18 protein-coding genes are annotated in these 24,853 nt (G+C 38.6%); 17 read left to right on the top strand and 1 reads right to left on the bottom strand.

Going from position 1 to position 24,853, the window contains the following annotated elements; all coding sequences use genetic code 11:
• Nucleotides 1-624: 624 nt before the first annotated feature.
• The 15 genes from CXK86_RS20810 to CXK86_RS20740 all read left to right on the top strand — a co-directional run bounded on the left by CXK86_RS20810 (nt 625) and on the right by CXK86_RS20740 (nt 21,986).
• Nucleotides 625-3,732, top strand: a complete 3,108-nt coding sequence (locus CXK86_RS20810; RefSeq protein ID WP_101314479.1) for a hypothetical protein — start codon at nt 625-627, stop codon at nt 3,730-3,732.
• 1,198 nt (nt 3,733-4,930) lie between these two features.
• The gene (locus CXK86_RS20805; protein ID WP_101314478.1) at nt 4,931-5,506 is read left to right on the top strand and encodes a hypothetical protein; all 576 of its coding nucleotides are present in this window, start codon (nt 4,931-4,933) and stop codon (nt 5,504-5,506) included.
• A 299-nt stretch (nt 5,507-5,805) separates the two neighbouring features.
• Nucleotides 5,806-6,240 carry a hypothetical protein gene (locus CXK86_RS20800; RefSeq protein ID WP_101314477.1) on the top strand — a complete coding sequence of 145 codons (435 nt, stop codon included), beginning with the start codon at nt 5,806-5,808 and terminating at the stop codon, nt 6,238-6,240.
• Nucleotides 6,241-6,486: 246 nt separating this feature from the next.
• Nucleotides 6,487-6,891 carry a TrbC/VirB2 family protein gene (locus CXK86_RS20795; protein WP_256332399.1) on the top strand — a complete coding sequence of 135 codons (405 nt, stop codon included), beginning with the start codon at nt 6,487-6,489 and terminating at the stop codon, nt 6,889-6,891.
• 105 nt (nt 6,892-6,996) lie between these two features.
• Nucleotides 6,997-7,311 carry a PrgI family mobile element protein gene (locus CXK86_RS20790; protein ID WP_091037044.1) on the top strand — a complete coding sequence of 105 codons (315 nt, stop codon included), beginning with the start codon at nt 6,997-6,999 and terminating at the stop codon, nt 7,309-7,311.
• Between the two features lie 18 nt (nt 7,312-7,329).
• Nucleotides 7,330-8,262 (top strand): hypothetical protein, encoded by a 933-nt coding sequence (locus CXK86_RS20785; RefSeq protein ID WP_091037047.1) that lies wholly within the window; start codon nt 7,330-7,332, stop codon nt 8,260-8,262.
• The gene (locus tag CXK86_RS20780; RefSeq protein WP_223200057.1) at nt 8,210-10,261 is read left to right on the top strand and encodes a VirB4 family type IV secretion system protein; all 2,052 of its coding nucleotides are present in this window, start codon (nt 8,210-8,212) and stop codon (nt 10,259-10,261) included. Before CXK86_RS20785 ends, CXK86_RS20780 begins: the two co-directional genes overlap by 53 nt.
• The gene (locus CXK86_RS20775; RefSeq protein ID WP_101314476.1) at nt 10,261-12,690 is read left to right on the top strand and encodes a hypothetical protein; all 2,430 of its coding nucleotides are present in this window, start codon (nt 10,261-10,263) and stop codon (nt 12,688-12,690) included. Before CXK86_RS20780 ends, CXK86_RS20775 begins: the two co-directional genes overlap by 1 nt.
• A gap of 50 nt (nt 12,691-12,740) precedes the next feature.
• Complete coding sequence (locus tag CXK86_RS20770) at nt 12,741-14,630, top strand: bifunctional lytic transglycosylase/C40 family peptidase (RefSeq protein ID WP_257467969.1); 1,890 nt, start codon at nt 12,741-12,743, stop codon at nt 14,628-14,630.
• 28 nt (nt 14,631-14,658) lie between these two features.
• Nucleotides 14,659-15,141 (top strand): hypothetical protein, encoded by a 483-nt coding sequence (locus CXK86_RS20765; RefSeq protein WP_101314475.1) that lies wholly within the window; start codon nt 14,659-14,661, stop codon nt 15,139-15,141.
• Between the two features lie 31 nt (nt 15,142-15,172).
• On the top strand, nt 15,173-15,655 hold the full coding sequence (locus tag CXK86_RS20760; protein WP_091037060.1) for a hypothetical protein: 483 nt from the start codon (nt 15,173-15,175) through the stop codon (nt 15,653-15,655).
• Nucleotides 15,656-15,942: 287 nt separating this feature from the next.
• Complete coding sequence (locus tag CXK86_RS20755) at nt 15,943-16,644, top strand: hypothetical protein (RefSeq protein WP_180361829.1); 702 nt, start codon at nt 15,943-15,945, stop codon at nt 16,642-16,644.
• Nucleotides 16,645-16,836: 192 nt separating this feature from the next.
• Nucleotides 16,837-17,034: a hypothetical protein gene (locus CXK86_RS20750; RefSeq protein ID WP_091037065.1), complete on the top strand. Its 198-nt coding sequence runs from the start codon at nt 16,837-16,839 to the stop codon at nt 17,032-17,034.
• Nucleotides 17,035-17,262: 228 nt separating this feature from the next.
• Complete coding sequence (locus tag CXK86_RS20745) at nt 17,263-19,482, top strand: S-layer homology domain-containing protein (protein WP_101314473.1); 2,220 nt, start codon at nt 17,263-17,265, stop codon at nt 19,480-19,482.
• Nucleotides 19,483-20,525: 1,043 nt separating this feature from the next.
• Nucleotides 20,526-21,986: a S1 family peptidase gene (locus CXK86_RS20740; RefSeq protein ID WP_101314472.1), complete on the top strand. Its 1,461-nt coding sequence runs from the start codon at nt 20,526-20,528 to the stop codon at nt 21,984-21,986.
• 113 nt (nt 21,987-22,099) lie between these two features.
• On the opposite strand, the gene CXK86_RS20735 is transcribed toward CXK86_RS20740, so the two are convergent.
• Nucleotides 22,100-22,510 (bottom strand): hypothetical protein, encoded by a 411-nt coding sequence (locus CXK86_RS20735; protein WP_101314471.1) that lies wholly within the window; start codon nt 22,508-22,510, stop codon nt 22,100-22,102.
• Between the two features lie 1,069 nt (nt 22,511-23,579).
• On the opposite strand from CXK86_RS20735, the gene CXK86_RS20730 reads away from it, so the two are divergent.
• Together CXK86_RS20730 and CXK86_RS20725 are read left to right on the top strand one after the other, a co-directional pair.
• Nucleotides 23,580-24,134: a hypothetical protein gene (locus tag CXK86_RS20730; RefSeq protein ID WP_101314470.1), complete on the top strand. Its 555-nt coding sequence runs from the start codon at nt 23,580-23,582 to the stop codon at nt 24,132-24,134.
• A gap of 167 nt (nt 24,135-24,301) precedes the next feature.
• The gene (locus CXK86_RS20725; protein WP_101314469.1) at nt 24,302-24,763 is read left to right on the top strand and encodes a hypothetical protein; all 462 of its coding nucleotides are present in this window, start codon (nt 24,302-24,304) and stop codon (nt 24,761-24,763) included.
• Nucleotides 24,764-24,853: the final 90 nt, after the last annotated feature.

Genomic DNA, 24,853 nt, shown 5'->3' with positions numbered 1-24,853 from the left:
GCCGGGTGGAATGTCACCACGATGGATCATAATGTCATTTTTACAGCAAGTACGCCAGAAGATAACAATTCTAATGTAAGTATAGTTGTCTATCAGGAGTAAATGAATAAACAAAAAAACCATGTCAAACAAGACGTGGTTTTTTTGTTCTGGAAGAAGTTTATTAGAGTACTGTGTGCTATCTATCTCCACGTTGAACTAACTACTTGTCGGCGACTCTTTATTATGGGATAGAAAAACATAATAAATACAACATGGAGATTTAATTAGCATTGAGATTATAACGTTGTGCATGAATTCTTCATGTAGTTGTGATGATTTATGTTCAATACGCTGCTTAAAGTGATCATCAGCCCATAACTATTAAAGAGGTATCTATATTAAATGTTAAGGAATAAGTCATAATAAAATCATTTTAGGGATATAAGAAAACTAACATTTAATAAAAAGCATGTTGTGAAATAAAAGTCGAAACTTAACAAAAAAATCTATATTTATGGATAAAATTAACTTATAATTAGGTATAAAGTGATAATTATCACTTTTCAGAAGTTATTACATAGAACTTTTGGATTACATAAAGATGATGCTCATAATTATCAAGGCCTAAGGGAGGAACCAGGAATGGGAGTTGCAGAAGTCAAAACTCAGTCATTGTATTCCAATGTTCAGCGGGGAAAAAAAGAAGAATTTATTTATCTAACAGCTTCCGATTTAATCTTAAAGCAAGATTACTTTTCGGATGCTACAGCTCACTACTGGGTTCAGGCAGATACCGTCCATCTGGATGGATCGATACGTTTGCCTGGACGTAATCTAACGATAAATGCGAGAGTTATTTCTTCCCATGGAAACATATCTATTAGCACGTCTGGATTACCCGTTCCTCCGGATCAGGACTTCGTACAAGAACCAAAGGCCGATTCCGGCATCAAAGCGATCAAAAGTGGAGACGATGGAGGAAAGGGTCATGACGGTTCCAGTGGAGCCAATGGGATGTCCGGCGGGCATCTTGTACTGATAGCAGAGCGCTTCAATCTAAAAGGAGAATTGAATCTCTCAGCAAATGGCAGTAATGGAGGTCGCGGGCAAGACGGAGGAGACGGGATGGATGGCCGGCCAGGAGATGATGGAAGGGATGGTGAAACCCATATATTCTGGTTTAATGATCATTCCACATCGGGTGGCGATGGAGGTAATGGAGGAGACGGTGGTAACGCAGGAAGGTCCGGGAATGGTGGAGACGCTGGACATATTTTTATTGGATATGTGGTTTCAAGCGAAGAGCAGAGAATAACGATGGAAACGCAAGTGGGTATCGCTGGAGCCCCAACCTTGCCCGGAAAAGCAGGAGCTGGATGTCAGGGAGGCATAGGTGGCCTTCAACTGGAGACAGTCTCGGTAGGGAAGAAATCAAGCGTTACAAAGCGCAGCAGTACGAAGAGATCCGCTAATGGAAAGGACGGCGTAAATGGCACAGTAGGGATCAGCGCAGAACATGCGATTGATGGTAAACCTGCTCAATCCATTATTGCACAGATTGGGTATAGTCAATTTTATGGAGCGAAAATCGCCGATACGGAAATATGTAAGAGACTCTCTCCTGTAGATTTAGAAACTGGCTTAAGTGCCTCACTTGAACGTCAAACATTAACCTTACATAAGGCAGGATTAGCTTATCTGTCAGGTAGTGAGGATAAGCTCGAAGAAGCTGCCGATTTACTAAACTGGCTGCAACAGACAATACCGAATGAGTCCTGGTTTAATGAGGTACGAGCTCAAAGTACCTATTCTGAATTCCAAAGCGACATGCTGGACGCTTCCATTCAATGGCTAGCACTACGAAATAAAGCAATGATCCTTATTACACAGTTGGGACAGGGTCTAGACTATTTTAGCCATCCATGGAATTGGGTGCCTCTGATGCCTCTAAATAAATATCAAGACTTGGGTGTCAATCTGATAAACGCAGCTCAACAAGCTGAAACGTTATATCGTGATTACATCTTGGCTGAGAACGATCAAAGAGGGCGCTTAAAAGTATTAAACGATGCCATCACCGTTGCAGTAAATCGAATTAATGATATCGAGGGTCAAAGGCAAGATTCAATTAAAGAGCGGGCGCGCTTGGAAATAGAAGCTGACAAGCTATATGAAGATATACTTTCAAAAGAGAAGTCGCTCCAGAAAGTGGCTGAAGAATTTGTAGATGCGCTAAGGAAGAAACTTGCTTTGTCCACCCTGAAGGCTACATTTGATTTGATAGTGAACGGCGTAGCCCTGGTTACCAATGTAACCCCTGCCCTAACGGCGCTCAAAACAGGCGGTGCCATAGCATCAGCAATGAGCAACTACTGGGATACAGGCAAGACCATTGTGATAGATGATACGTTCAAAAACGCCAAAACGGTAGAAAAAGAAAAAAAGAAAAAAGAAGAGGAACTTTCTAAATCCATTAAAAATGTGACTATCGCCGCTTCTTCGGGGTTAGCAATTATAAAGGATGGAATAGAGATTTACAATCTGATGGGGCAAATGCAAGAAGCGCGTGATTCCTTTGGATATTCTTCATCCATGCTTGCCATGTCACGTGAGAAATTCGAAGAGATGTTAAAACCGGTTTATGATCAAATGCCGGAAGATAAAGTGGAAGAATATCGTAAGGCCTTTAACCAATATCTCAACGTCGTTGAAGAATACCAGCGCAAAAAACAAGCTGTGACAGCTAAACATTTGGAAGAAGCAAAATTATTCGCCGAAATGGCACAACGACGTGCAGATCAAGACCGAATCAAGCAGGTAATGGGAGATGATGTGGATGCGGGCTTGCCACTATTCCATACGTATATTTTCGACCTGTACAACGGCTTAAAGCTAGCGTTAACAGATTTCCTGTATCAAGAATACCAAGCATATCGCTATATGGTCCTGAGCCAAGAGCTCTTCCCGTTTGTTCAAGATAGCCACGTTGCTGAGCTTAGTCGTATTCATGCTGATATGACCGTTAAGTTGACAAACGCATTAAATGCTTCAGAAAATCCGGTGCAACCATTCAAAAACGTGACGGTTATCTTTAACGAAGCATCTTTCCCAGAGCAATTTGAAACGCTGCGAGCACATGGAACGGCATTCTTCCCCTTGACACTGGATAACCAGCTCATTCGGGAGAGAATTGCAGGTAAAGCTCACATGATGGTTAGTGACTGCCACATTCAGATACCTGGTGCACGGAATGCCGCAGGAAGCATTCACATTGAATATACTCACTCAGGTCATTCAACATTTCTAGATTCGTATGGTCAACGTTTTGACTTTGTACACAACAAGAGCCATGGATTCTTTGAATATGAAGTAACTCCGGATCGAGGTGCAACAGGTGATATAGAACCGAAGGAACTCATTCGGAATGAGTCTGGTGGTGCTGTGGGTGACGGGACTAGCAGAATTATGCCAGGTTTATTGTCAGTATGGTCGATAGAGGTACCTGGAGAGGATCGAGGCGGTCTTGTACTTAATGAGGGCGTGGATTTGAGTCAAGTGAAGAAGATTATCATGACCTTCCAGGGGAAGGCAGAGGCTTATGCTGCTAAAGCTCCAGGAACAAAGCTTACCTCTTTTGTAGCGAAAAAACCTATTTCTGAAAAGTTTGCTGATCATGAGATGTTCGGATTACCGGAGACTGGAACAGAAACGGAAATAGGGAAAGAAAATTCAATCCTTATTGAACTCTAGTGTTCTATAATAACCCGACAAGAGCGAATGCTAGAGATGACTGAATTACTCAGATTATTACATGTGTTTGTAAAGGTCCCAGTATGAAGTGGTCAATAGCACACTTAGAGGACAATTAAAAAATACCAAACTGGCGCCGGTGCTCAACCGGCGCCAGTTTATTTAATTTATGCTGCAGTCGTCTCCGGTTGTAGATGTAGAGGAGCCCTTCCGTTTTGGGATGCGAGATGAAGCTCACTATGGATGCATTGACCATGCATTTATTCGGACGTGACATAGTAGCATGTCGTAGTAAACGTGAGGATACGTACTGGAATCTTTGGTCGCTGTGAAAGACCATTATAGTTATGTCTATTTGATTGGTATATGCGCTAGCAAAGTCTGTGATGTATAAGCTCATTTTCGTTTTTATTCTCCGATGTAGTAGGCGACAATCTCGTTATTCAACACGATTTAACGATACTACCTGCGCTCACCAGCTTGGTATTGTGCAACGATGGTCACCCAATTCTGGTTAGGCCTAACTGCCTTAGACTCTCGGGTCAGTAGATTTTAACGTTCAACTACTGGCTAGCCTTCATTCGTACGACACATTCTACGATTCGGTTAAGGTTACGCATGTTCATTCTAGGATGCACTTCAAAGTAGTGGCTTAGGAACTCGTTTTTTTCTGTTCTTTTCGTTTATGGTGTTGTCGAGTCGATTTATATTTGGTATTATAGAACTATATCAATTGTTTAATTATTCTATTACCTGAGCCATGAGGCAAGCAGGTCATTCTAACTTTGAATTATTTATTGGAATATCTATGTCTAAATACACCCTTTAGGTGCTTAAGTATCATTTGGATACTTCTATGTACTTATAGGGTTTTTATTATATATGTACCTTATTTCTAAACACCTTTGGTGGAGTTTACTCTTCGGATAACCCACTATAGGTGTTTTTTATGCTATACATAAAAAATGTTGGTTTATCGACTTAACAGAACAACTCTTCCTCTAATTAATCAGGACTTAATTAATTTTCGTTCTATGTCAATAAACCCAGTTATCCTGATTTATAGATCTTACCCCCCCTGAGTTCAAAGGTGAATTATTAAAAGAGTAGTAACTTTTGATAAACAACACATAACTTAAGATAGAGGAACTCTGAAGTTAAATTAACCTAATCAAAATATGAGGGGAATCATACTAAATTGAAAAATAAATCACGTGTCTTTCAAGTGTCAGAGCTACCTGAAGCTCTCAATCACTCTTTGGAGGAACTGTTTAAAGCAATTGATGAGAAAAGTGAATTAATGCTGGAAGGGAAATCTAAAGCGAGTAGTGGTATCAGTGATGAAATTGAATCAACGTATATTTCTCAGGAATTTAAAGAGAAAGTTCATTCGGTTGATACCAGAAAAGAACAGTTAAGTGCTGAGTCAATCAATGCAAAATTGGTTGTGAATCGCTCAAATTTCCCTATTGGACTACGTGAATATTGGGCTTTGAGAGATAAATATGGATCAGAGCTCGTAGATAAGATATCAACGACCCCTGCGTTAGGTGCGACTGGGGAATACGATGTGATGATGGGGAGATTATTCCAAATAAACGGCGTCACAATACTACAATATGCAGAACAACAAATCCAGATTCAGGGAATGCCTGAAATGGAGGGTGCTTACCTTGTAGAAGGCTCATTTGTTAAATCGAACTTGTTTTGTGCAAACAAATTTATTGATCTGGAAACGAATGCTCACAAAAGACTAATAACAGTGGGAGTTTAGACGCTCTCCGCTTTCTCATATATCCGATAGGTACATATGACTATTGGTTGTTTGAGAAAGCGGAGATATACACTGTTATAAGTCAAAATTCCTAATATTTCGCAAATTCATATCGACAATCTTCTAACAGGAGTGTAAAATGATTTCATTCATATGAAGTTTCACATATTTACCCATATGAAAAAGTGAAATCGAAATATTTACATACATAATTTTTACAATAGATTCATATTTGCACTACTTTTTTATATTTTAAATCTTTTGACCTATTACATATACATTTAGTGGAGGCGTTGAAGATGTCAAAGCAATTTGCAAGAACCGGTGGTATTAGCGAGGTAATGAATAAGCCACTTGACAATAGTATACTAGTTGAAGAAATCAAGGCTGCTATATTAGTGGAGTGTTACCCGTTAGTAATGTCAAAAAAGAAAGAAGGTTCATTGAAGTTCTCCGTACGAAGCGGCCGCTTAGCCATTAATCATGTTTTAGAGAAGAAGGTTCTAAGCCCTAAGAATATGGATGTGTGTACGGGGAAATCGGAAAGTTCTACTCCTACTGGAATGAGCAGAAAAGGTCTAAAAACATTGGTGATGATTCTCGATTCTGTACTGAAAGAAAATGATCCAATTGATCATGCGACTATTCTAGTTAATTATTCGGTTGAGGAGAATGGGGAGTATGCTGATGGTGAACTTATTGTAGAACGAGGGATACACCATGCAAGATATTAAAACATCTCTTGACATTAAAGCTCTTAATAAGGATAATCATAGTAGATTATTCTTTAACTAACTTAATACTGACAAGCGGAAGCACCGCCTACCTTGGATCAATTCCAAAGGTTTGGCGGTGCTTTTTTTTGTTCCCAAAAAAGGGGGAATGTACGTTAGATTGTGATTACAAATTGAGTTTAACTCAGTAACACATGTTTTAAAACAAATATGTTAACACCGCTTATAAGCGAAAGGAGAATTATCTTGTTAAAAAAAATTGTATTAACCTTAGCACTTGTGTTCGCTCTATTTCCAGTATTCGGTCTTGTAGTTCATGATAGCGCGAGTGCCAATGGCACTGTAATAGACTCGGATTTAAAGGACGGAAAAATGTATGATCCCAATGGAGACGTAGCTAAAAAAGCTAATGTCGATAAGGTTAATAAACCTCTCAAGTTGATTGTACAAATTTTTGGAGGCGTAGGGGGCACATGTTTTGTACTGGCTGTCATGTATTACGCAGTAATGATTATCTTTGGTTCGCTTAATCCTCAAAAGGCAGCAACGTATTGGAAAGCTTTGTTGGGTTGTGCTGCGGGGGCATTTGTCTTCTTCGGTGCCGCAACCTTCGCGGATGTTATTGCTGGTCTATCAAATTCAGCGAAGTAGAAGTTAATGCACTGGGTAATGGTCACACTGCCGGATATGAAGACGCTATATGTCTGAAATCATATAGGTAACGGTGACCGTTTCTCATTCACTAGGGGGTTGATTATGAACAATGAAATAGTCGTACCGATTGATATCACTCAAGAGGAAAAATCAATTTTGGCTGTCTTGTCGATTCGACAATTTTTAATTATATTTCCTACACTCGTGTTTTGCGGAGTGTTTTTCATCTTCGGGGGGCTTCCCTTTTTGGATGGCGGTGCAGAGTGGATAGGAAAGTTGATTTTATTTGTTATCCTAGGTGCCATTGCAGCTTTCTTTGCATTTTTTAAGTTCGATAAACATGAGCAATATGCGAGTGAGTTTGTCGTTTCCAGGATTAAGTTTCTACGCTCTCAAAAAACGTTCACACATAACTAAACGAAAGAAGGACCTTAAATGCAGATTTTTATTTTTTGCATGATGGGATTCCTGGCACTCATGCTGGTATTCCTAATGATTGCAAAAAAGAGGATGGACAAGAATGAACCTATTATTGGATGGCAAAGAAAACAGCATCTTGAGGAAGTGAGTGCTGGATCCGTAGAGCATCAAAAAAAGAACCTCAATAAACACGAGGAGAAGCAACTCAAAAAAGATCGGCAGGACATGAAGGATCTGATCGGGATTGAGGATATTAAACAAGGCATCTTTGTTAAGCGAAATAACGAATATTGCCTGATCGTCTCTACAGATTCTGTCAATTATGATCTTTTGAGTGCTCAAGCTCGCCAATCCACAATTCTGGGATACAGCAGTTTATTCAGAGTTGTACGATTCCCAATTCAGATTTTAGGGCAAGCCGTTAGGCAGGATCTACGGAAAGAAGAGAACCGTTGGAAATCTAACTTAGAAAAATGTAATGCACAAACTATGGATTACAACACAAAAGTAATTAATCATATCAAGAACAAATCCGAAAAAGAATTTCGAATATCTCGAAAAGTGTATTATGTGATCACCTACGTACCATTGCCTAGTAAGATGGGAGCGCTCAAACCCGAACAACGCGAAGAAATGATTCGAAATGAATTATATCAACGTGCGGCAACCGTAGTTGGGATGTTAAGACAATGCGAAATACACGCGGAATTGTTAGATTCACTCTCTGCTATGGAAGTAATGAAAAGAGCATTAAACCGGGATCGAATGGTATTGAATCCGATTGATGATTTGGTTACACATGGAAGAGAAAAACTATCTTCGTATATTACTGTCGACGTTACTACCATGCCTGGATTTGAAGATCTAGTATATGAAGTGGAGGAAGTGCGAGACTATGTTCAAGCGTCTGAAAAAGAAGCAAGAGGACTCATCGAAGTTGCAAATTGATGATGTGCGCAAAGGCAGTAAAGATGATATACCACTTTCATTCCCCTCTATCGTTGACAATATGTTGAATGATGGAGCTCATTTTGAGAGTGATTATTTCACTTTGAAAACGGGACTTGGGAATCTGAAATATGGAAGGTCCTTTTTTGTTAAACCGAGTGGTTACCCACGTACGGTTCGAATAGGGTGGCTCGAAGCACTCTTTAGTGGGGACGATTTGGATTGTTCCGTACATATCGAACCAATTGATCGCAACGTTGCGATCAAGAAGCTTCAAGATAAAATTGACGAACTAGATACAGTTATTTATTCTGCTGCAAATCGAAATGATCAAGCCAAAATTGATGATTCCGTTCAGAAGCGCGATGATACAAAATTCCTTCAACGTCAGATAAAGAGCAATCAAAATGGGCTTTATTATGTATCCATTCAAGCAAGTGTCTACGCAAATTCTTTGGATGAGCTTAACGCGAAGTGTGTGGAAGTGGACAATGCTGTATCCGGTGAATCTATTGAAATCATAAGTGCTTTTGATCGACAGAAAGAGGCTTTTCTTTCATGTATGCCACTGGGAAGAAACTATCTTTCTAAATCTGATCGCAATTTGGATCAGCTTGCGCTAACGGCCATTTTTCCTCACGCATCATCTAAATTGAATCATCAAGGTGGATTCCCTATTGGTCGCTATGGTCGTGATTATGTTTACTATAACAACTTTGATGCATCATTAAATAACTATTCCCTTGGCATTTTTGGAGTGTCCGGGTCAGGTAAATCCGTGTTGGTAAAGCAGATTATTGCACGGGGCTACATGGACGGTATTATGAAAAACGTGATCATCGATGTTGAGCCGGAGTATCGTGAATTAACGTATGCTCTTGGTGGAGTGGTCGTTCCGATCTATCCATCCAAAGAAGATGATGTTAGTCGAATTAATCCACTCGATATTTTTCCTGAAAAAGAGATCAAGAACAAAGGCACAGAAGATGAGTTTATTGATGAGAAAATTAACTTAAATGAGAAGGTCAAAGAAGCTCTTGAATTCTTCAAAGTCATGAAAGAATCATTGACGCCAGATAATAGGGGACTAACCGCTGTCGAAATCGGGGTCTTGAATGATATTTTGGAAGAATTATATCTCTCTCGAGGGATAACGGAGGATCCAGACTCTATTTACGAACAAATTGAACATATTGATGACTTTGGCTCTATTACGTACCGCAAAAAGTTAATTGAAATGCCGACGATCACTAATGTGTATGATGCACTTCTACATGAGGCTAAGAATGATTATGGTGAGGAGCTCCGTGAACTGTGTAACGTAGTAAAACTATTCACGAGAAACAAAGCATTTGGTATGTTCGATGGCCAAACCAGAATTATATCCGAAAATAATGTCTCTCTGGATGACGCACCTGTGGTTACTTTTGATATTAGTAAACTTTCAAGTAATGGTATAGAAAGACCTTTAGCTCAACACGTTCTTATGACTTGGGTGTGGAGTAGATTCATCGTTTCTAATCCGAAAGTGAAAAAGCGGGTTATTTGTGACGAAGCATGGATGATGATCAAGTATGCATCCATGATGGAATGGCTTAAAATCCTTTCTGCCAGAGGACGGAAATGGAATGTATCTCTTACTTTAGTGTCTCAACGATATGAAATGTTTGAGCGAACAGAAGCAGCCAGAGATGTCGTGGCTCAGTTTGATACGGTTTGCTTCTTGAGACAAAGTGATCAAGATATTTCCCCGATACTCAATACTTTCAGGCTTTCAGAAGATGTTGGTAATCTCATCAGGACATCTTCAACTGGTCAAGTGCTCATGAAAGCCGGTAAACAGATCGTTTCATTCCAATCTGAACCGACTCCTGAAGAATGGGTATACCTGAATACGAACCAAAACGTCGAAGTTCCGATGAAGAAAAAGACAACTCGTGAAGACATGATAGGTTGGCTTGAAGATAAAACTCATATACCGGCAGGTGGTGTGGCGTGATGAACCGTTCGAATCTGCTACTGGCATTATTGTGTTTAGTAATGTTGCTTGCGGGTTGCGGATCAACGAATACTACGTCAGAAACCGTGGCTGCATCGACAAGCAAAAGTAGTGGAGCAACACCTTTAAGTACAACCGATGGGACAAGTTCAGATGTTTCTTTCAGCCCTGAAGAACTCGGTAGTGGCGGAGATAACAGTGGAGCTCTGGTCGGAGAGAAAACGCAAGAAATGTTAGACAAAGCAGAAGATGATGCGAACCTAATGAACGGTTTTATTATCGGACAAGCCAACAATCTATTTAAGATACCTGGTATTAATAGCATCCAAAACTTGGTGTTTGGTAATCCCTACAAGACATGGGGATTCGGTGAAAATGAAAAAGACGAGCTTGTTGATGGCATCTTTTATCAATCTGAAATGGATCATGTCATCAATCCACTAATTGCTACGTTTTCAGGAGTCTATGCAACCATTTTGATGCTAGCGATCATGATGTCCAGTTTAAAGTTTGGAATGAAAGCACACAGTCCTCAGTCGAAAGAAGATTTCTGGAAAGATATCCACATGTATGTAGCATCCGCGTTTTTTATGGGTCTTTTCTGGATGTTATTCCATACGTTGATGGCACTGAATTGGGGAATTGTACAAGGCGTGGGTTCTACGCTTAAAGGGCTAGGAAAACCTCTAGATGGAGTTTCTATTATCGCAACCGCTACAAATGATGGTGCATACTCATTTAAGATGGGAGATCTCTTTGTATTCTTAGCAGAGTGGGGCCTTTCAGCATATCTTAACTTTATTTACATTGCACGAAAAATAATCATTGTTCTCCTTTGTGTGATGTCGCCTTTTGCAGCCTACAGTTTGTTATTTGCAAAAACGCGTTCATTTTTTGGTACCTATATTAAAGAATTGTGCGGAAATATCTTTCTACCGGCTATTCATGCGATTATTCTATTCGTTTTCGTCCAAATGGCAGGTAATTTAGGTTCTGGGATGGGCCCAATGATATTTAAACTTGGCATGATCATTATGTTTGTTCCTATAACCGGCATGGTAAGTAAGTGGCTTAACCTCGGAGACTCGAGTTCTTCTGTAGGTCGAGCTGCGAATGCTATGGGCTTGGGGGCTATCGGCGGAGCCATGATGTTATCTAAAGGTGTCATGAATATGTCCGGAAAAGGGCGTACCACAAACACCACAAGTTCAACAGGTGGGGGAACGGAATCGCCAGGCGGATCTGAAGTATCTATGGGGAACGATGTCGGTGCATCTACTTTAAGTAAGGCTGCAGCGGGTGGGTCGGCGTTTAACAAAATCAAAAAGGCTGGCTCAATAACTGGCGGGATTTTAGGGGGTACTGTAGGTTTGCCATTTGGGGGCGCTGGTGTGGCAGCTGGTGCTGCAGTGGGATCTAAGCTAGCAACCGGTGTTTTGCAAGGTACTCGAAACTCAGCTAAAGGTTTACATGGCGCATACAGTACAATTCGGAACGCGGGTCAAGGACAAAATCCAGACGGAACTTCTTCTGGATGGAAAATGTCAAATGTGAAAGAGAAATGGAATGATCTCGCAGAGCGACGTCAGTTGATGGGTAATCTTGGCGAGTCTACTGGGATGCTTGCAGGTGGTGTAGGTGCTGCGATTGGAATGTCGGTAGCCGGCCCACTCGGAGGAGCAATCGGTGGTACGCTTGGCAATAAGTTTGGAACAGCTGGTAAATCTATGGGACAAATGTTGTCAGGTGTAAGCCGTCAAAGAGCATTTGATTCTGGAAGTGGAATGCGAGCTGATGGAACGATGAGTCCACGTGGGATGACATTAAATAGTCTCTCTGAAGATCCACGTTTCAGTGGGAGTCAAGCTCGATGGAACCAAACGAATGACCGCTCCTGGTATGAAGCCAAGGACCAGTCAACTGGAAAATGGGAGAAAATTGGGGGCTATGGTGCAGGTGATGCTTCTCTCAAAACGGGTCAACAACGAATGGTAGATTATCAGATGCGTAATCCGAAACAAGACGGCCAATGGAATCGTCAAGAGAACGGTTCATATATGCGATCTATTGAACACCCGAGTACTGTTAGTCCGGTCAATGTGAGGCCACGAACTGAGAGAGCATTAGTTGGGATGAGTGGATCAACAGCGGATCTTGGAAGAAGCAGTGAGGCTTATATTGCTGACAGTGGTGGCCAAAAGCTATACTCCGACAACACGTTTGACATGCGAAGACTTAATCCTGAAGATTACTTCAATCATAAACAACCAGGCAAAGCAGGTGGAGATGACAAAGTGGCTGATATGGTTGGAAAGATACCGCAAGCTACGCGAGCAACCGGTAGGAATCTAATGCAAGGTGCTAGTCGAGTTGCATGGGCTCAATCAGGTGCATATAACAAGGGAAATAGAACAAGTGATATATCTTAATCAAATTTGGTGGGTATTGAGGATGTCTCGTAGGAGATATCCTCTTGCGATTGTGGGGTGAGAAATTGAGTGCGAATGAGATAGGCGGTCAAGCTGCTGGACAAGCAGGGGGAGCATTAAAAAAAGGCGGTACAAAAGTAGCCTCTAAAGCGGTAGGAAAAGCGGGGAAGTACCTAAAAAAACTACTCATGAAATTCTTGAAACAGCTTGTATTATCGATTGGGAAGCTTATTGTCTCATTGATAGGCCCTTGGGGATTGGTAATAATCTTAGCTATTCTTCTTACTTTAGCTGCCCTCTCTGCCATTCCATTTGCGGACTGGTTTTTAGGTGGGAATGCTCGTAGTGAAGAGCAACATGCGGCGGATGTAAAATATGAAAAAGAGTTCAAATCTGCAGCTGATAAAACAGTTGCTGAACTTTGGGGGATTGAAGCAGATAAAAACTGGCTTAATCAAGTTGTGAAGACTGTAAAACCGAGTTGGGGCATACCTGCATCTCTTGTTCGCTATGAAATCATGGTAAATGAAAAGAAAGTTGAACTATCTGATTATAAACCCGAAGAATTGATTAAGAGCTTTCAACCCTCATTTTCTTATACTACAGTCTCCGATGATAAGGAAAGAACAAAATCTATTGTAGCGTGTACGGTTACAACTACAGATGGAGAAGGTAACTCATCTACACATACGACAACTGAAGAGACTCGATCAGAAAGCACCAGAAAAGCACATGATGTGCTATCAGATATTACATTGGATTACGGCCATATGAATATTAAGCCCCTGAAGTTGTACTATCCTGGGGGTACAACGACAATAACAGATCAATGGGATCTTGTGGGTACAAGTACTAGTGGTGATTGTACTACGACCACCTATCAGCAATATGATCATACTACTGTCGATGATCGCTATGTCCCGGACTTTGTGGTTGATGGTGAAAAGTTCCAGCAAATACTAATTAACCTCGGGGTAGATAAAGATGATATGAAATTATTCTATGAGTTTATATCCGTTGCTGATCCTGATTGGAATCCTGCTTTATATGGAGGTAAGGCATCAGCGAACTATAGTGGTAATTGGTTGCCAGGCACAGCTTCAGTTCCTGCTGTGGTCTTGAGATATGAACCTATAGTAAGGAAGTATCTAGCAATGGTAGGGTTAGAGGAACATACTCAGTTGCTGCTAGCCATGATCATGCAGGAGTCTGGAGGCAAATTGCTAGATGTTATGCAATCTTCCGAATCAATTGGGAAACCGCGTAATTATATTACCGATCCTGAATTATCAATCAAAGTAGGGGTAGATCACTTCTCAACAGTATATAAAGCTGCTGGGGGAGATGTGGAAATAGCACTCCAAGCGTATAACTATGGTTTAGGTTACGTTAAATATGCACTAAACGCTGGTGGATATTCTAAGGAAAATGCATTAGGGTTCAGTTTAATGATGCGAGAGATAAGTGGCTCAAAGGGATATGGTGATCCCAATTATGTAGATAACGTGATGAGATACTATAATGCAACAAGTACGGTCATAAAAGTTCCGAATGATGGCCAGATATTTGATGTACAAGAGGTACTAGACGTTATGACTAAATATCTCGGGCATCCATACTTATTTGGTGGAAGAGATCCATTCGGAAAAGGTATTGATTGTTCAGGTCTTATAGAATTTGCTTTTGGGCAAATCGGAGTTGATTTGTCGGGCTCTACAAGAAATCAATATGATAAAACAGTTGAAATAAGAGCCGAAGATGCCAGACCAGGGGATTTTGTGTTTTGGTCTACCTATAAGGCGGGTCCTTCACACATAGGCATGTATCTTGGAGATGGCAAGTTTATCAATTCAGGAAGTACGTATGGCGTAAGTATTGATACTATGCACCGTTGGAGAAAGATACCTTTCTTCGGATATCGTCGCCTTGTTGAAAAATAATACTACCGAAAGGAGTAATTTAAAAACCATGACAAAAAGAAGTTTTTATGCAGTATGGTTAGCAATTGTCCTATTAGGCGGAGTAGGTATTGGCTCGTTGGCTTACACCAGTAGTCTCAACCAAGAAAAAATGAAAGAACAGACAATCATGCAACAGAATAGGCTATTTGTCGAAGGATTCTTTAACTTTGAAACGACAAATCAACGTTATAAAGCTATAAGACCTTATACAACTGAGAAGGGATATAGATCTACATTTCCTTCAGGAATAGAACTGCCTCCTGATAGTGAAGTTCATTCAACGGTAAGTGACATGAAAGCTTATTTACAACATGATCCTTCTTCTGATAAAAATCATACTGAAGTCTTAAATAAGTTTTCACTTACTACAGAATTCAATGGGATAGGAAGTGTGCAAACAGTTGTCATGAAGACAGTTCTTTTGGATGAAGGACGTGGAGATGGCTGGAAAGTAGATGATATAGAGATGATTATTCAAAATACTCATTAATAAGAGCGTTTGAAAGGTGGATATTTTCATTATGCATGAGAATATAATGCAATCTGTCTTCCAGGTTATTCGACTAGCTCAGATTGTAGGGATTCCTGTTTTTGCTTGTTTATTTGGACTTGGATTTATACTTTTACTGACTGCCGGGAAAAACCCAATTCGAAAACGAAGAGGCCTGCTTTTTGTGATTGCGTTTGGTTTTGGAACTTTCCTCATTGCATACGTACCGGCGATTGTTCATACATTCGTAGGGGACGCACCCAACCAAACTTCTACCGGACAATCAGTAAAGCAACTTGTCGATTCAACCATGCCATTTGGCTCGATCATTTTCAATGGGCTGAAATGGATTGCCATTCCTGTAACTGGAACGATGTTTTATATCGGTATTTTTGTTCGTTTGATGGCTGCGAAAAATCCAGGAAGAAAGAGAATGGGTGTTGGACTCGTAATGTTTTCGCCACTCACATTGGGAGTAGTATTACTTATTCCTAAATTACTTCCAAGCTTATAGATGAAATTAATCTAAAAAATTGTACCTGGCGGGATATCTCAAGAAGATTTATGAATCTCTAACTATGCCCAGCTTCTCAGAGTGATAGTTAAATCTTAATCCTAGTGAGACTCTCGCTGAAACTTTTGAGTTCATGATACCGATTAATGTAGAATCTATACTTTTCATACGTATTGTTCAAAGAACGAGGGTATTTCCTCGTTTTTTGCCTACTAATTAGTAGACATACGTGATTAGAACCAATCCCGTAAGGATAGTAATGATTTTTTTGATGCATCAATTATGATATGATTTGGATAAATGATTCTACTATCTATATATTGGGATTGATATCAATGTTGAATAACTTATCTAGAGAAGAAATAGAGAAAATTCACGCTGAAATTATGTTTAAATTAGCAGCACCATTTCCTCCTAAAACGGTCGAATTCAAAAATGCAAATGCACGCAGCGCATATATTCCTGTTCATCCCATTCAATATAGGGTAAGGTCAGCTGCCGGACCATATTGGTCTTGGAGAATTACTACTGATAAACCCATCTACCATGAGGAAACGGATGAAATTGAAATGCGCGGTGTCTTGAACATTCTGAATTCAAGTTCTGAAGGACAAGGATTTGCAGTTCTAGAACGGGATAAAAGTAATAAAAAAATTCAATTCTATAGGGAATCTATTCGTTCAGCGGTAAGTGACGCTTTTCGAGATGCTGCAGATTATTTTGCAGTAGGACATCAAGATTTAGCACCCTATCGTAAATGGGCGGAAAATCCAGGAGTTGGTCTTAAAAGCTTGGAAGATCAATCTGAAGGACATAGTCTAACAGACACGGGCAATATTGAAGTGAAATACTGCCTTAAATGTGGCGTTGTGCTCTCACAAGATGATTTAGACTATCTAAAGATAGTACGCTGGAACAATACAGTCTGTAAGGAACATGTTCCAGTTCATCAAAAGAAAAAAAACGATCCTAACTTTTTAGACGGTTAATATCAGTGATAGATTCAAAGCACTCAAGTAAAACAGTCACGTTCTTAGTAATATGTTCTATATTTTAGTGTTTTCTGTTATAATAATTTTTATTAAATGAATAGATACGACAGCCGGAAGCACCGCTGATTAGGATTATCCTAATTTGTAGGTGCTTCTTTTTTTTCAAAATGATTAATGGAGGAGTAATTTATGTTAATGGAAACACGTATTCCAAGTCGTTTTATCGGTATGTACCCAGGAGAATTTATGGTCGTTGGATTATCCTTTAAATCAATGCAAGAGAGGATACTACCAAGTGGAGATACTAGATTTAAAATCGGAGATATTGAAAAACCTTTAGATATTATTGCTGCTCTTCATTTGAGTGAGCAACATTTGTTGAACTGAACACATGTGAGAAGTTCAGAAGATGGATAAATAACCACCTGCTGATTATGTAAAGGATGCTACAATAAAAATCATTGAATTAGTTCCAGTTATTCTATATAATTAACTTAATTGAATAATATGACACCTACGTGGAAGAACCCGGGGTCATTGGATAACAATCCAATGGCCCCTTTTTGCGTTCGTTTGTTTCATTCAATGATACATTAAGAGGAAGGGTGGATTAGTTTGAAAAAAGGAAAGAAAGTAATCTCATTTTTTATGGTGCTGGCAATGTTCGTATTCTCTTTACCTATGCAGGTATTTGCTGAAGAAATAGGAGAAAGTCGGCTTTTTAGTGTTGATTTTTCACCAAAGGTAGATATGAATAGAGAATTTAATCCTGATATCTATACATATACGACATCCGTCAATACTTCAGAAAAAAGTATCGCGGTTACACCTTATGCCATGGACTCAAATACAACAATTCGTGTTAATGGAACTGTAGTTACCAATGGTACACCTTCATTACCGATCACACTTGATCAAGAAATAACTTTAATTACTATTGAGGTACAATCCATTGATGTGCCGAGCAACGTAAAAAACTATGTGTTTTCCGTTAAAAAAACGATAAATCTGGATGATACCGGGTTGAAGTCGATTGTGGTTGAGGGTGCAACAGTTGATCATCCATTTAGTACAGAAAAGTCCTACTACACTGGACGTGTAGAGGCTACTCAATCGTATGTGAGTGTAAAAACAACAGCATTCAATAGTGCTATAACTAAGATTAATGGTAACTTAGTTAGCTCTTCAGGAAGTCTGGTTGTGGAGATGAAAACGGGAATCAATACAATCTTTGTTGAAATGACTTCCCTAAATGGTGCATCTAAATCTTATACATTCGTTTTAACCAAGCCTGAAGCCAATAACAACGCTAATATCAGAAGTATACTCATTAATGGTAAGGATTTTGCAGAGAACGGTTCAGTTTTTGTAGATTATGTGAGCTCCAATGCTACTAATTTAAATGTCGTCATCAACCCATCCGATAACTTTAGCTCGATCAATCTGGATGGTAAATACGTTACGGTTGGATCCTCAACAAACTTAAACCTAAGACAAGAAAGTATTAATGTATTCCCCATTGTCATTACTGCTGCTAACGGCATAACTACTAAAACTTATAATCTTCATATTATCCGCCTAGGCACATCGAATTCTACTACGGGTGATGTCAATAATAATGCTGCTTCTGGTACCTCATATGCAGGGAACACTAGTCTTACGGTAGATAGTAAGGGAGATGTTGTTGTTACTGATGGTGCTGGTGCAACCACAACGCTCTCCAGACAAGGGTCGGGTCGTTTACACTCGGTCAACTTGGATACTCAAGCTATCCAGAAGATACTCCGTTCAAATTCTAAAGTTTCGGAGATCGTAGTAGACTATTCTAAAAAAACAGGTTTGAATGATTTATTAAATTTGAATATTGATAGTAATTTAACTAAACTGCTTCAAGATCGAAAAGTAAAGGTCAAGCTCATGTCTATAAATGGTTATGCTACAGCGGATTTAACTCTTTTGAGAGATTGGAATAACGGAGGTAGTATTACCATCTCACGTGCCAATATTGGAGTGAACTATGAGGATGAATATATACCTGCTAGTGGTTTTATCCGTTTTGAATATACTGGTGGTCCTTTAGGTGTATACAATCCTCTGGACATAGAAATTCCAATCTACAGTGACGCTGATGTTAAACTAGCCAACGTTTATCGTTTCGATGAGATTTCAGGATTTACGTTAATCCCTAGTACAACAGAGGAAAAAGTGAAAAGATCTAAAGGAGTAAGTGATGGCGACTTTATTGTCATGAACTTCAAAAAAAGCTTTACAGATATAAAGAATCATTGGTCTTTTAAGCTCCTTGATTTTATGTCAAAAAAGCAAGTTATCTCTGGTTACCCCGATGATTCATTTAGACCTGATCGATATGTAACACGTGCTGAATTTACTTCAATGCTTATTAAAGCCATTTCTGAACATTTGGATACAGTTAATGTGGGAGAGGAGCCCTTTTCAGATGTAAATACTAATGACTGGTATTATGCTGTAGTGGATGAGGGATGGAAGGCAGCTCTAATAACGGGTATTACCTCTGACTCCTTTGGACCTAACCAAAATATAACTCGTGAACAGATGGCAGCCATAGCGGTACGTGCATTTAATCAATTGAAAACACTCCCTGAAATGACAACCACTCAGGCAAACAGTATTTTAGGAAAGTATAATGACTCTAAAGTGGTTAGTTCTTGGGCTAAAGTTGATCTTGCAACTGCTATTGATCATAAAATTATTGATGGGCTCGGAAATAATAGACTTGCTAGCCGAGATCTAGCTACACGTGCACAAGCAGCGACAGTTGTTTATAAAGTTTTAAATGAATCAATAGGTTTTTAATGGTTAACAAGGAGGCACCTTTTATAGGAGCCTCCTTGTTAACGTCTTTATTATATTTTCTCAGCTCACTAATTCAATATATGTTTCAATTGTATCACTAGTATATTTGTCCTCCTGTATTCCATACTTAAATTGTCATAATGTGTTGCAAAGATAGAAAAATTGTATACGGACGAGATCAAGCTTGTTTAAAGATAGAGGAGAATAAAATGTTAATGTAATAGCTTGAACACGTCGCTGAACAGATTAAGACTGATTCACCTTAACCTATTTTACAGGGATACATAACAGATGGATAGGCATTTCCAATGATACATAACGTCAGCTAATACTGATGAGCTTGCAGATCAATAAGAAGTAGGGACTTGTAAAATGTATAGTAGTGTTTAATAGAATTTTTGTTTCTGAATCCATATGTAAAATGCGCGAAGCAAACGGAGATGCCTTTAACGTAATATTTTTAAATATAAAGTAATGTCTATATATTAATAATTAGTAAATTTATCCAATTCACAACATTGAAATTTTATTATGTGATGAAACGTTTGGATTACGAATTTTGGTTCTGTATCACTAGAAGAAACGAATAATTTCTTTTTCGAAATTCTCAAAGGTTTTGAAGAAGAAGATCAGCTTTTGAAAGTGAGTTTGCCTAGCCAGATCTACATGATTTTAAAATTTGAGAACTTGAAGGAGTAATCTTTCAAGTTCTTTTTACCTCTTCTCGAGTGTTATCCAGGTGCATACCACGAAAACACTTAATCTCCTGTGATACTTCACTAAATTTGATAGACAAAAAGGTGATACAGTTTTGAATGGGTTTTGAAGGTTCTAGCAGATTAATTAATACAATTGAAAAGAATCAGGGTATCTAATTCTCTTTTTTGGTTAATTTGCCCAAATAAATTTCTTGTTTTATAATATATTTGTATTATTTTATTAATAAATTCATTATTCTGGAGGTGAATATTGTCGGTCGTTATTTCTGATAACGATTCTATATCAATTTACTTATAAATAATAATTAGAGGAGGAACTAACAAATGAACATAAAACGACGGAAAATACTTACCATTTCAAGTGCCATCATTTTATCATTTTCATTACTCTCTGGAGCAGCAGCGGCAGAATATAATGAATTCGAGGAGAGTCATTTTTTAAGTAATAGTGCCTTGGAAACCATGGATCCAGAGTTTTTGGAACAATTGGAGTATAGTGATGCAGTTGTGAATAAACATAAGCGATACCGGCAATCTAATAATCTTGACTACTCTGAGGAAACTATCAGGGCAGCTCTTAATTCCCCTAATGCAACGAATACAATCCCTAAATATAGTATAGCTCTTACTGAAGAAGAGGAGGCTTATATTCAGGAAAGAGATGAATTGATGGTCAAATATGGTGATGAAATTTCAAAAATGATGAAGGAGAATGGGGTTATCACAACCAGCGGACCCAACAATGAAATTACAGAGTCTTATAGTGACATCGGGACTTTTTATCAAGAAAAGTCTAACGGTTTAAAGTTTATCATAAGCTTCTCGGTAATGAACGATGAGACAAACAGAATTAAAAAAGCAATCGAAGATACTGTTCCAGGCGAATATTTAGAATTTCGAGAAGCGAACTTTTCGGAAGCTGAATTAGTGAGTGCATATGAAGAACTTATAAAGGAAAGCAGGGAAGCAGGTATCCCGATAGAAGAAGTAACTGTTGCCGTTAAAGAGAATTCTGTAATAGTTAAGGTGGAAGATCAGAAAAATGTTGATCTAATAGAAGAAAATCTATTAAAAAAACAAACATCTTATAATTCATTAAAAGCGTATAAACCTAGTATTTTCAAAGTAGTTGTTGGAGAAGCCAATGACAAATTAGAAGCTCGGACTTCTACGTTAAATACGATGGCAGGCGGTTTGCTTATTGTCAATAATAGTGCTGACTCTAAGGCAGGAACGGGCCCGTTTTGTACATTAGGTACCCTAGCTACAAAAGGAAATGATCGCTTTATTATTACGGCTGGTCATTGTTTCAACTCTTGGGGATCAAACGTCTATCAAGGCGGTGAGCTAATAGGTACAAAGCATTATCAGTATGTAGGAGATAAAGCAGACATCGGAGTTATCAAAGTGGACGCAGGAAAAAAGATTTCAAACTATGTATACAAGTATTCGTGGACAGATAGCAGAATTACTTCGTATCAATCTAGTCCAAGCTCGCTTGATGTTGGTGATAACATTTGTTTGTCTGGGGCAAGATCAGGTTTCTTGTGTGGAGAGGTTACTAGTCTAAATACATCTATGAATGGAGGAATGGGGTACATTCAAACTGACATAGACTCAGCAGGTGGAGACAGTGGTGCACCTTATTGGTATAACGGTGTTTTGATGGGTATTCATTCAGGAGGAGAGATAAGCGGGACTCCATTTACAAGGTTTACACATATCGCAAACGCAATTGCTTATGGAGGGGTATGGACGCCGTACACATCTAATACGGTGAAGTGATTATAACTGATTTTAGGAATGAAAAAAGTCGTCAGTGCTCTCTTGCTACAGAAGAGCTGACGACTTTTTTTGAAATATTCATGTGAAATATAAACAGAGTTATGATATCTGTATTATTTTGAATCAATTATTTGAATTTCTTGTGCAGTAATTGTAGGAGGTACAGTATCCAATTGTTCATTTTGGACCTTGAAGCGAATTTTGGAGCCTACCTTTAAATCTTGGATATTAATATCAGTTTCACTGACATTTTTTAGGTCTAGCCAAAATAAGTCATATTTTTGCGATCTAATAATGTCTTGAGAAGTTTGCTCAGCCATCTTGTTTAAATTAGACGCTATTTCAGGATTATCTAAATCTTCAGTGATTAATAATTGTGTGACAGCATTACCTAATACTATGGCTTCCATTGTAAGTGTAGAATCTGTAGGTTGCTTTACGTTATTCTTACTTAGAGATTCGACATTATTACAGGAACCAGCTAATAAAAAAGAAATGATTAGTACAATAGGTGCCCAGCGCATAATTTCACCTCCTTATTAATATAAGTACAGACGATAGATACATAACAAAAGTTGCAATATTTTCAATTTTTTCTAAGTGAAGTACGCAAACCTATATACTCCATATCCAATTTAGAACAAAACCAAAAGTTGAACATGCCTAATGACTTGTCATAACCAGTGGTGGGATAGACAAGAACATAGGGCTAATTTTTAATAACATTCTGTTCTAACTAGAAATTAATTCGAAAGCGGATATTGAAGGAAAATGTGGTATATACAGAAAAAAAGCTGAAAAAGCAAAAAGCAACAATTATTAAATTTGTATTTGTGATACAATACTCTCCCCACACAAAAAAACAAGGAGGCTTCATGAAAAGGAAGTGCCCTTGTTTACGCTTTTAACTTCTAATAAATTCAATTCATATTATCCTAACTACTATCTAAGTTTCTTTGTTTACTTAACTGTTAATTATATTCAGTAAGATATTACTTAATATATTACTGAATATAAAATTGTTCCATTTGTTCGTTCCACGAGCCTTATATATAGGACAAAGAGTTAGCTCTACAAGATAGTGAAGAATACCTCGCTGCTGTCGCCCGGAACTATACATTCGAAAGCGATGGGGCTTGCACGTACACCCGTCTTACTATCGCAGGCAAAACCACGTGGAACCCTGACTTGAACGCGATCCTGTTCCTAGGGATCAAAAATTAGAAGGAAGGACCGGACGATGGCAACATCACATCCTATTTGCTGTGAATCACTGATTTACAATGCCCCTTGGGGGAGAAAGTTGGCCGATGAAGATTGTGACTTTACCGATAAGTGTGCCGGGGATTTCATACTTTTCCGTTGTTTTATGCTTTCGAAACACAATTAGAAGTATAAAATTTCCGTTAGGCCCATTAGAACGGTTATGATAATTCAAGTATGCACACAACTAATCAGTTGACTTTCTTTTCGTTAAGCTAACAGGCAGGTTAGTTCCAGTATGTGTTAAAATGAGTTTGTTAGGAGCAGTACCTGCTTTACGACCTTCTTATTCAAGAGGTTTTTGAAATTGATTTAAGGGAGCGGAAGAAAATGGGGGCAGATTTCACAGCTTTCTTAGGCCATAAGTTGAATAGAGATAAAATTGAAATATTATGTCATGCACTAAATTCTAGATCATTAAAGCACGTTGATGAATTCATTAATTTCCTGTTCCCTCATAACCCTAAGGATGAGGATAAGCCTTTTACGGTTCATGAAGGAATTGGTGGCACTTTGGAAATCAGTGGACCTTGCGGAATGGATTTTACATTCTCGGAAAAGGTCTGTTATTTTCATCATTATATAAGATGGAGAAGCTTTCTCCTAGAGGAGGAGCTTCAACTTTATTTAAAGAAAGTTACTTTCGATTTAGCCCGTTATTTTTCATCAGAATATGCAGTTTATGTACCGGACAGTGGTTCAAGAGAGTCAGGGGTTCTAGATTTTATTTGGGAAGATGAAAATAAAGATATCCATTATATAAGGAATTGGCTTCTTGAACGTTGCGGAAGACCTAAAGACAAAATTATTGATATTTATAAAGAATACGAAGATTACTGGGATTCTGAAGGATATTACGTAGATTATTTTATTGATTTAAAGTAGGTTCTCATTCATCAAACGGTAACTGTTAGTGGAAAACAGCATAAGGCAATCTGCCAGTTGGTAGCTGCTCCTTTTTTCGTTAAGCTAACGAGGATAGTTGAAGGAGGAGTTTTAACTTCTCATAGAAGTTTTTTACTAGAGGTTCCAAAGAAGGAGGTGTCGGATATATGATAAAAAATGAAGATGAGTTCAATAGTTTATTATCAAAGAGGAATTCAGGTGAAGTTACATACGGTTTAGAATTAAAGAGTGCTATCGAGAAAGGATGTATATTGGAGGCATTTTTGAAGCGAATGGGCCATAATGCAGATGAAATAGAGGGTAACTGGAGAATGGTTGATAAAGATTATGCTAAAAAAATTATAATTTATGTTCTTTCGAAAAACATGACCCATGAAATTGATTTGAAGACAAAACCGATGGCAAATGAATTAAGTGAATATTTTTTAGATCAATTTCAGAAAGAAGCCTCATTCTATACAAACGCAAAGTTTGATTCGAAATCTGGTTACTTTAAGCTCTACTCTTGGACAACGATAAATAACTCACAATGGCATACGTTTGATACGGGAATAGTTGCAATGGACAATATACATATTGGAATCCTATGGGCAACGGACCCTTTATAAATGGATTTAAGACTGATTACTGATGAGCTATAACTAAATTCACGTTCAACTAACGGGAAACTATCGCTTAATGATGCCCCGAAGGAAGCC

Origin of the sequence: Paenibacillus sp. BGI2013 (genome assembly GCF_002843485.1) — a bacterium.
GTDB lineage: Bacteria > Bacillota > Bacilli > Paenibacillales > Paenibacillaceae > Paenibacillus > Paenibacillus amylolyticus.
Note: the sequence above shows the minus strand (reverse complement) of the source record. Positions and strands in the feature narration are given on the sequence as shown.

What these genes read in the sequence shown, in the direction of transcription:
- CXK86_RS20750 (WP_091037065.1), top strand. Translation starts at nt 16,837, where the DNA reads ATGTTAATGGAAACACGTATTCCAAGTCGTTTTATCGGTATGTACCCA.
- CXK86_RS20780 (WP_223200057.1), top strand. Translation starts at nt 8,210, where the DNA reads ATGTTCAAGCGTCTGAAAAAGAAGCAAGAGGACTCATCGAAGTTGCAA.
- CXK86_RS20760 (WP_091037060.1), top strand. Translation starts at nt 15,173, where the DNA reads ATGCATGAGAATATAATGCAATCTGTCTTCCAGGTTATTCGACTAGCT.
- CXK86_RS20740 (WP_101314472.1), top strand. Translation starts at nt 20,526, where the DNA reads ATGAACATAAAACGACGGAAAATACTTACCATTTCAAGTGCCATCATT.
- CXK86_RS20725 (WP_101314469.1), top strand. Translation starts at nt 24,302, where the DNA reads ATGATAAAAAATGAAGATGAGTTCAATAGTTTATTATCAAAGAGGAAT.
- CXK86_RS20790 (WP_091037044.1), top strand. Translation starts at nt 6,997, where the DNA reads ATGAACAATGAAATAGTCGTACCGATTGATATCACTCAAGAGGAAAAA.
- CXK86_RS20800 (WP_101314477.1), top strand. Translation starts at nt 5,806, where the DNA reads ATGTCAAAGCAATTTGCAAGAACCGGTGGTATTAGCGAGGTAATGAAT.
- CXK86_RS20735 (WP_101314471.1), bottom strand. Translation starts at nt 22,510, where the DNA reads ATGCGCTGGGCACCTATTGTACTAATCATTTCTTTTTTATTAGCTGGT.
- CXK86_RS20785 (WP_091037047.1), top strand. Translation starts at nt 7,330, where the DNA reads ATGCAGATTTTTATTTTTTGCATGATGGGATTCCTGGCACTCATGCTG.
- CXK86_RS20775 (WP_101314476.1), top strand. Translation starts at nt 10,261, where the DNA reads ATGAACCGTTCGAATCTGCTACTGGCATTATTGTGTTTAGTAATGTTG.
- CXK86_RS20810 (WP_101314479.1), top strand. Translation starts at nt 625, where the DNA reads ATGGGAGTTGCAGAAGTCAAAACTCAGTCATTGTATTCCAATGTTCAG.
- CXK86_RS20730 (WP_101314470.1), top strand. Translation starts at nt 23,580, where the DNA reads ATGGGGGCAGATTTCACAGCTTTCTTAGGCCATAAGTTGAATAGAGAT.
- CXK86_RS20755 (WP_180361829.1), top strand. Translation starts at nt 15,943, where the DNA reads ATGATTTGGATAAATGATTCTACTATCTATATATTGGGATTGATATCA.
- CXK86_RS20765 (WP_101314475.1), top strand. Translation starts at nt 14,659, where the DNA reads ATGACAAAAAGAAGTTTTTATGCAGTATGGTTAGCAATTGTCCTATTA.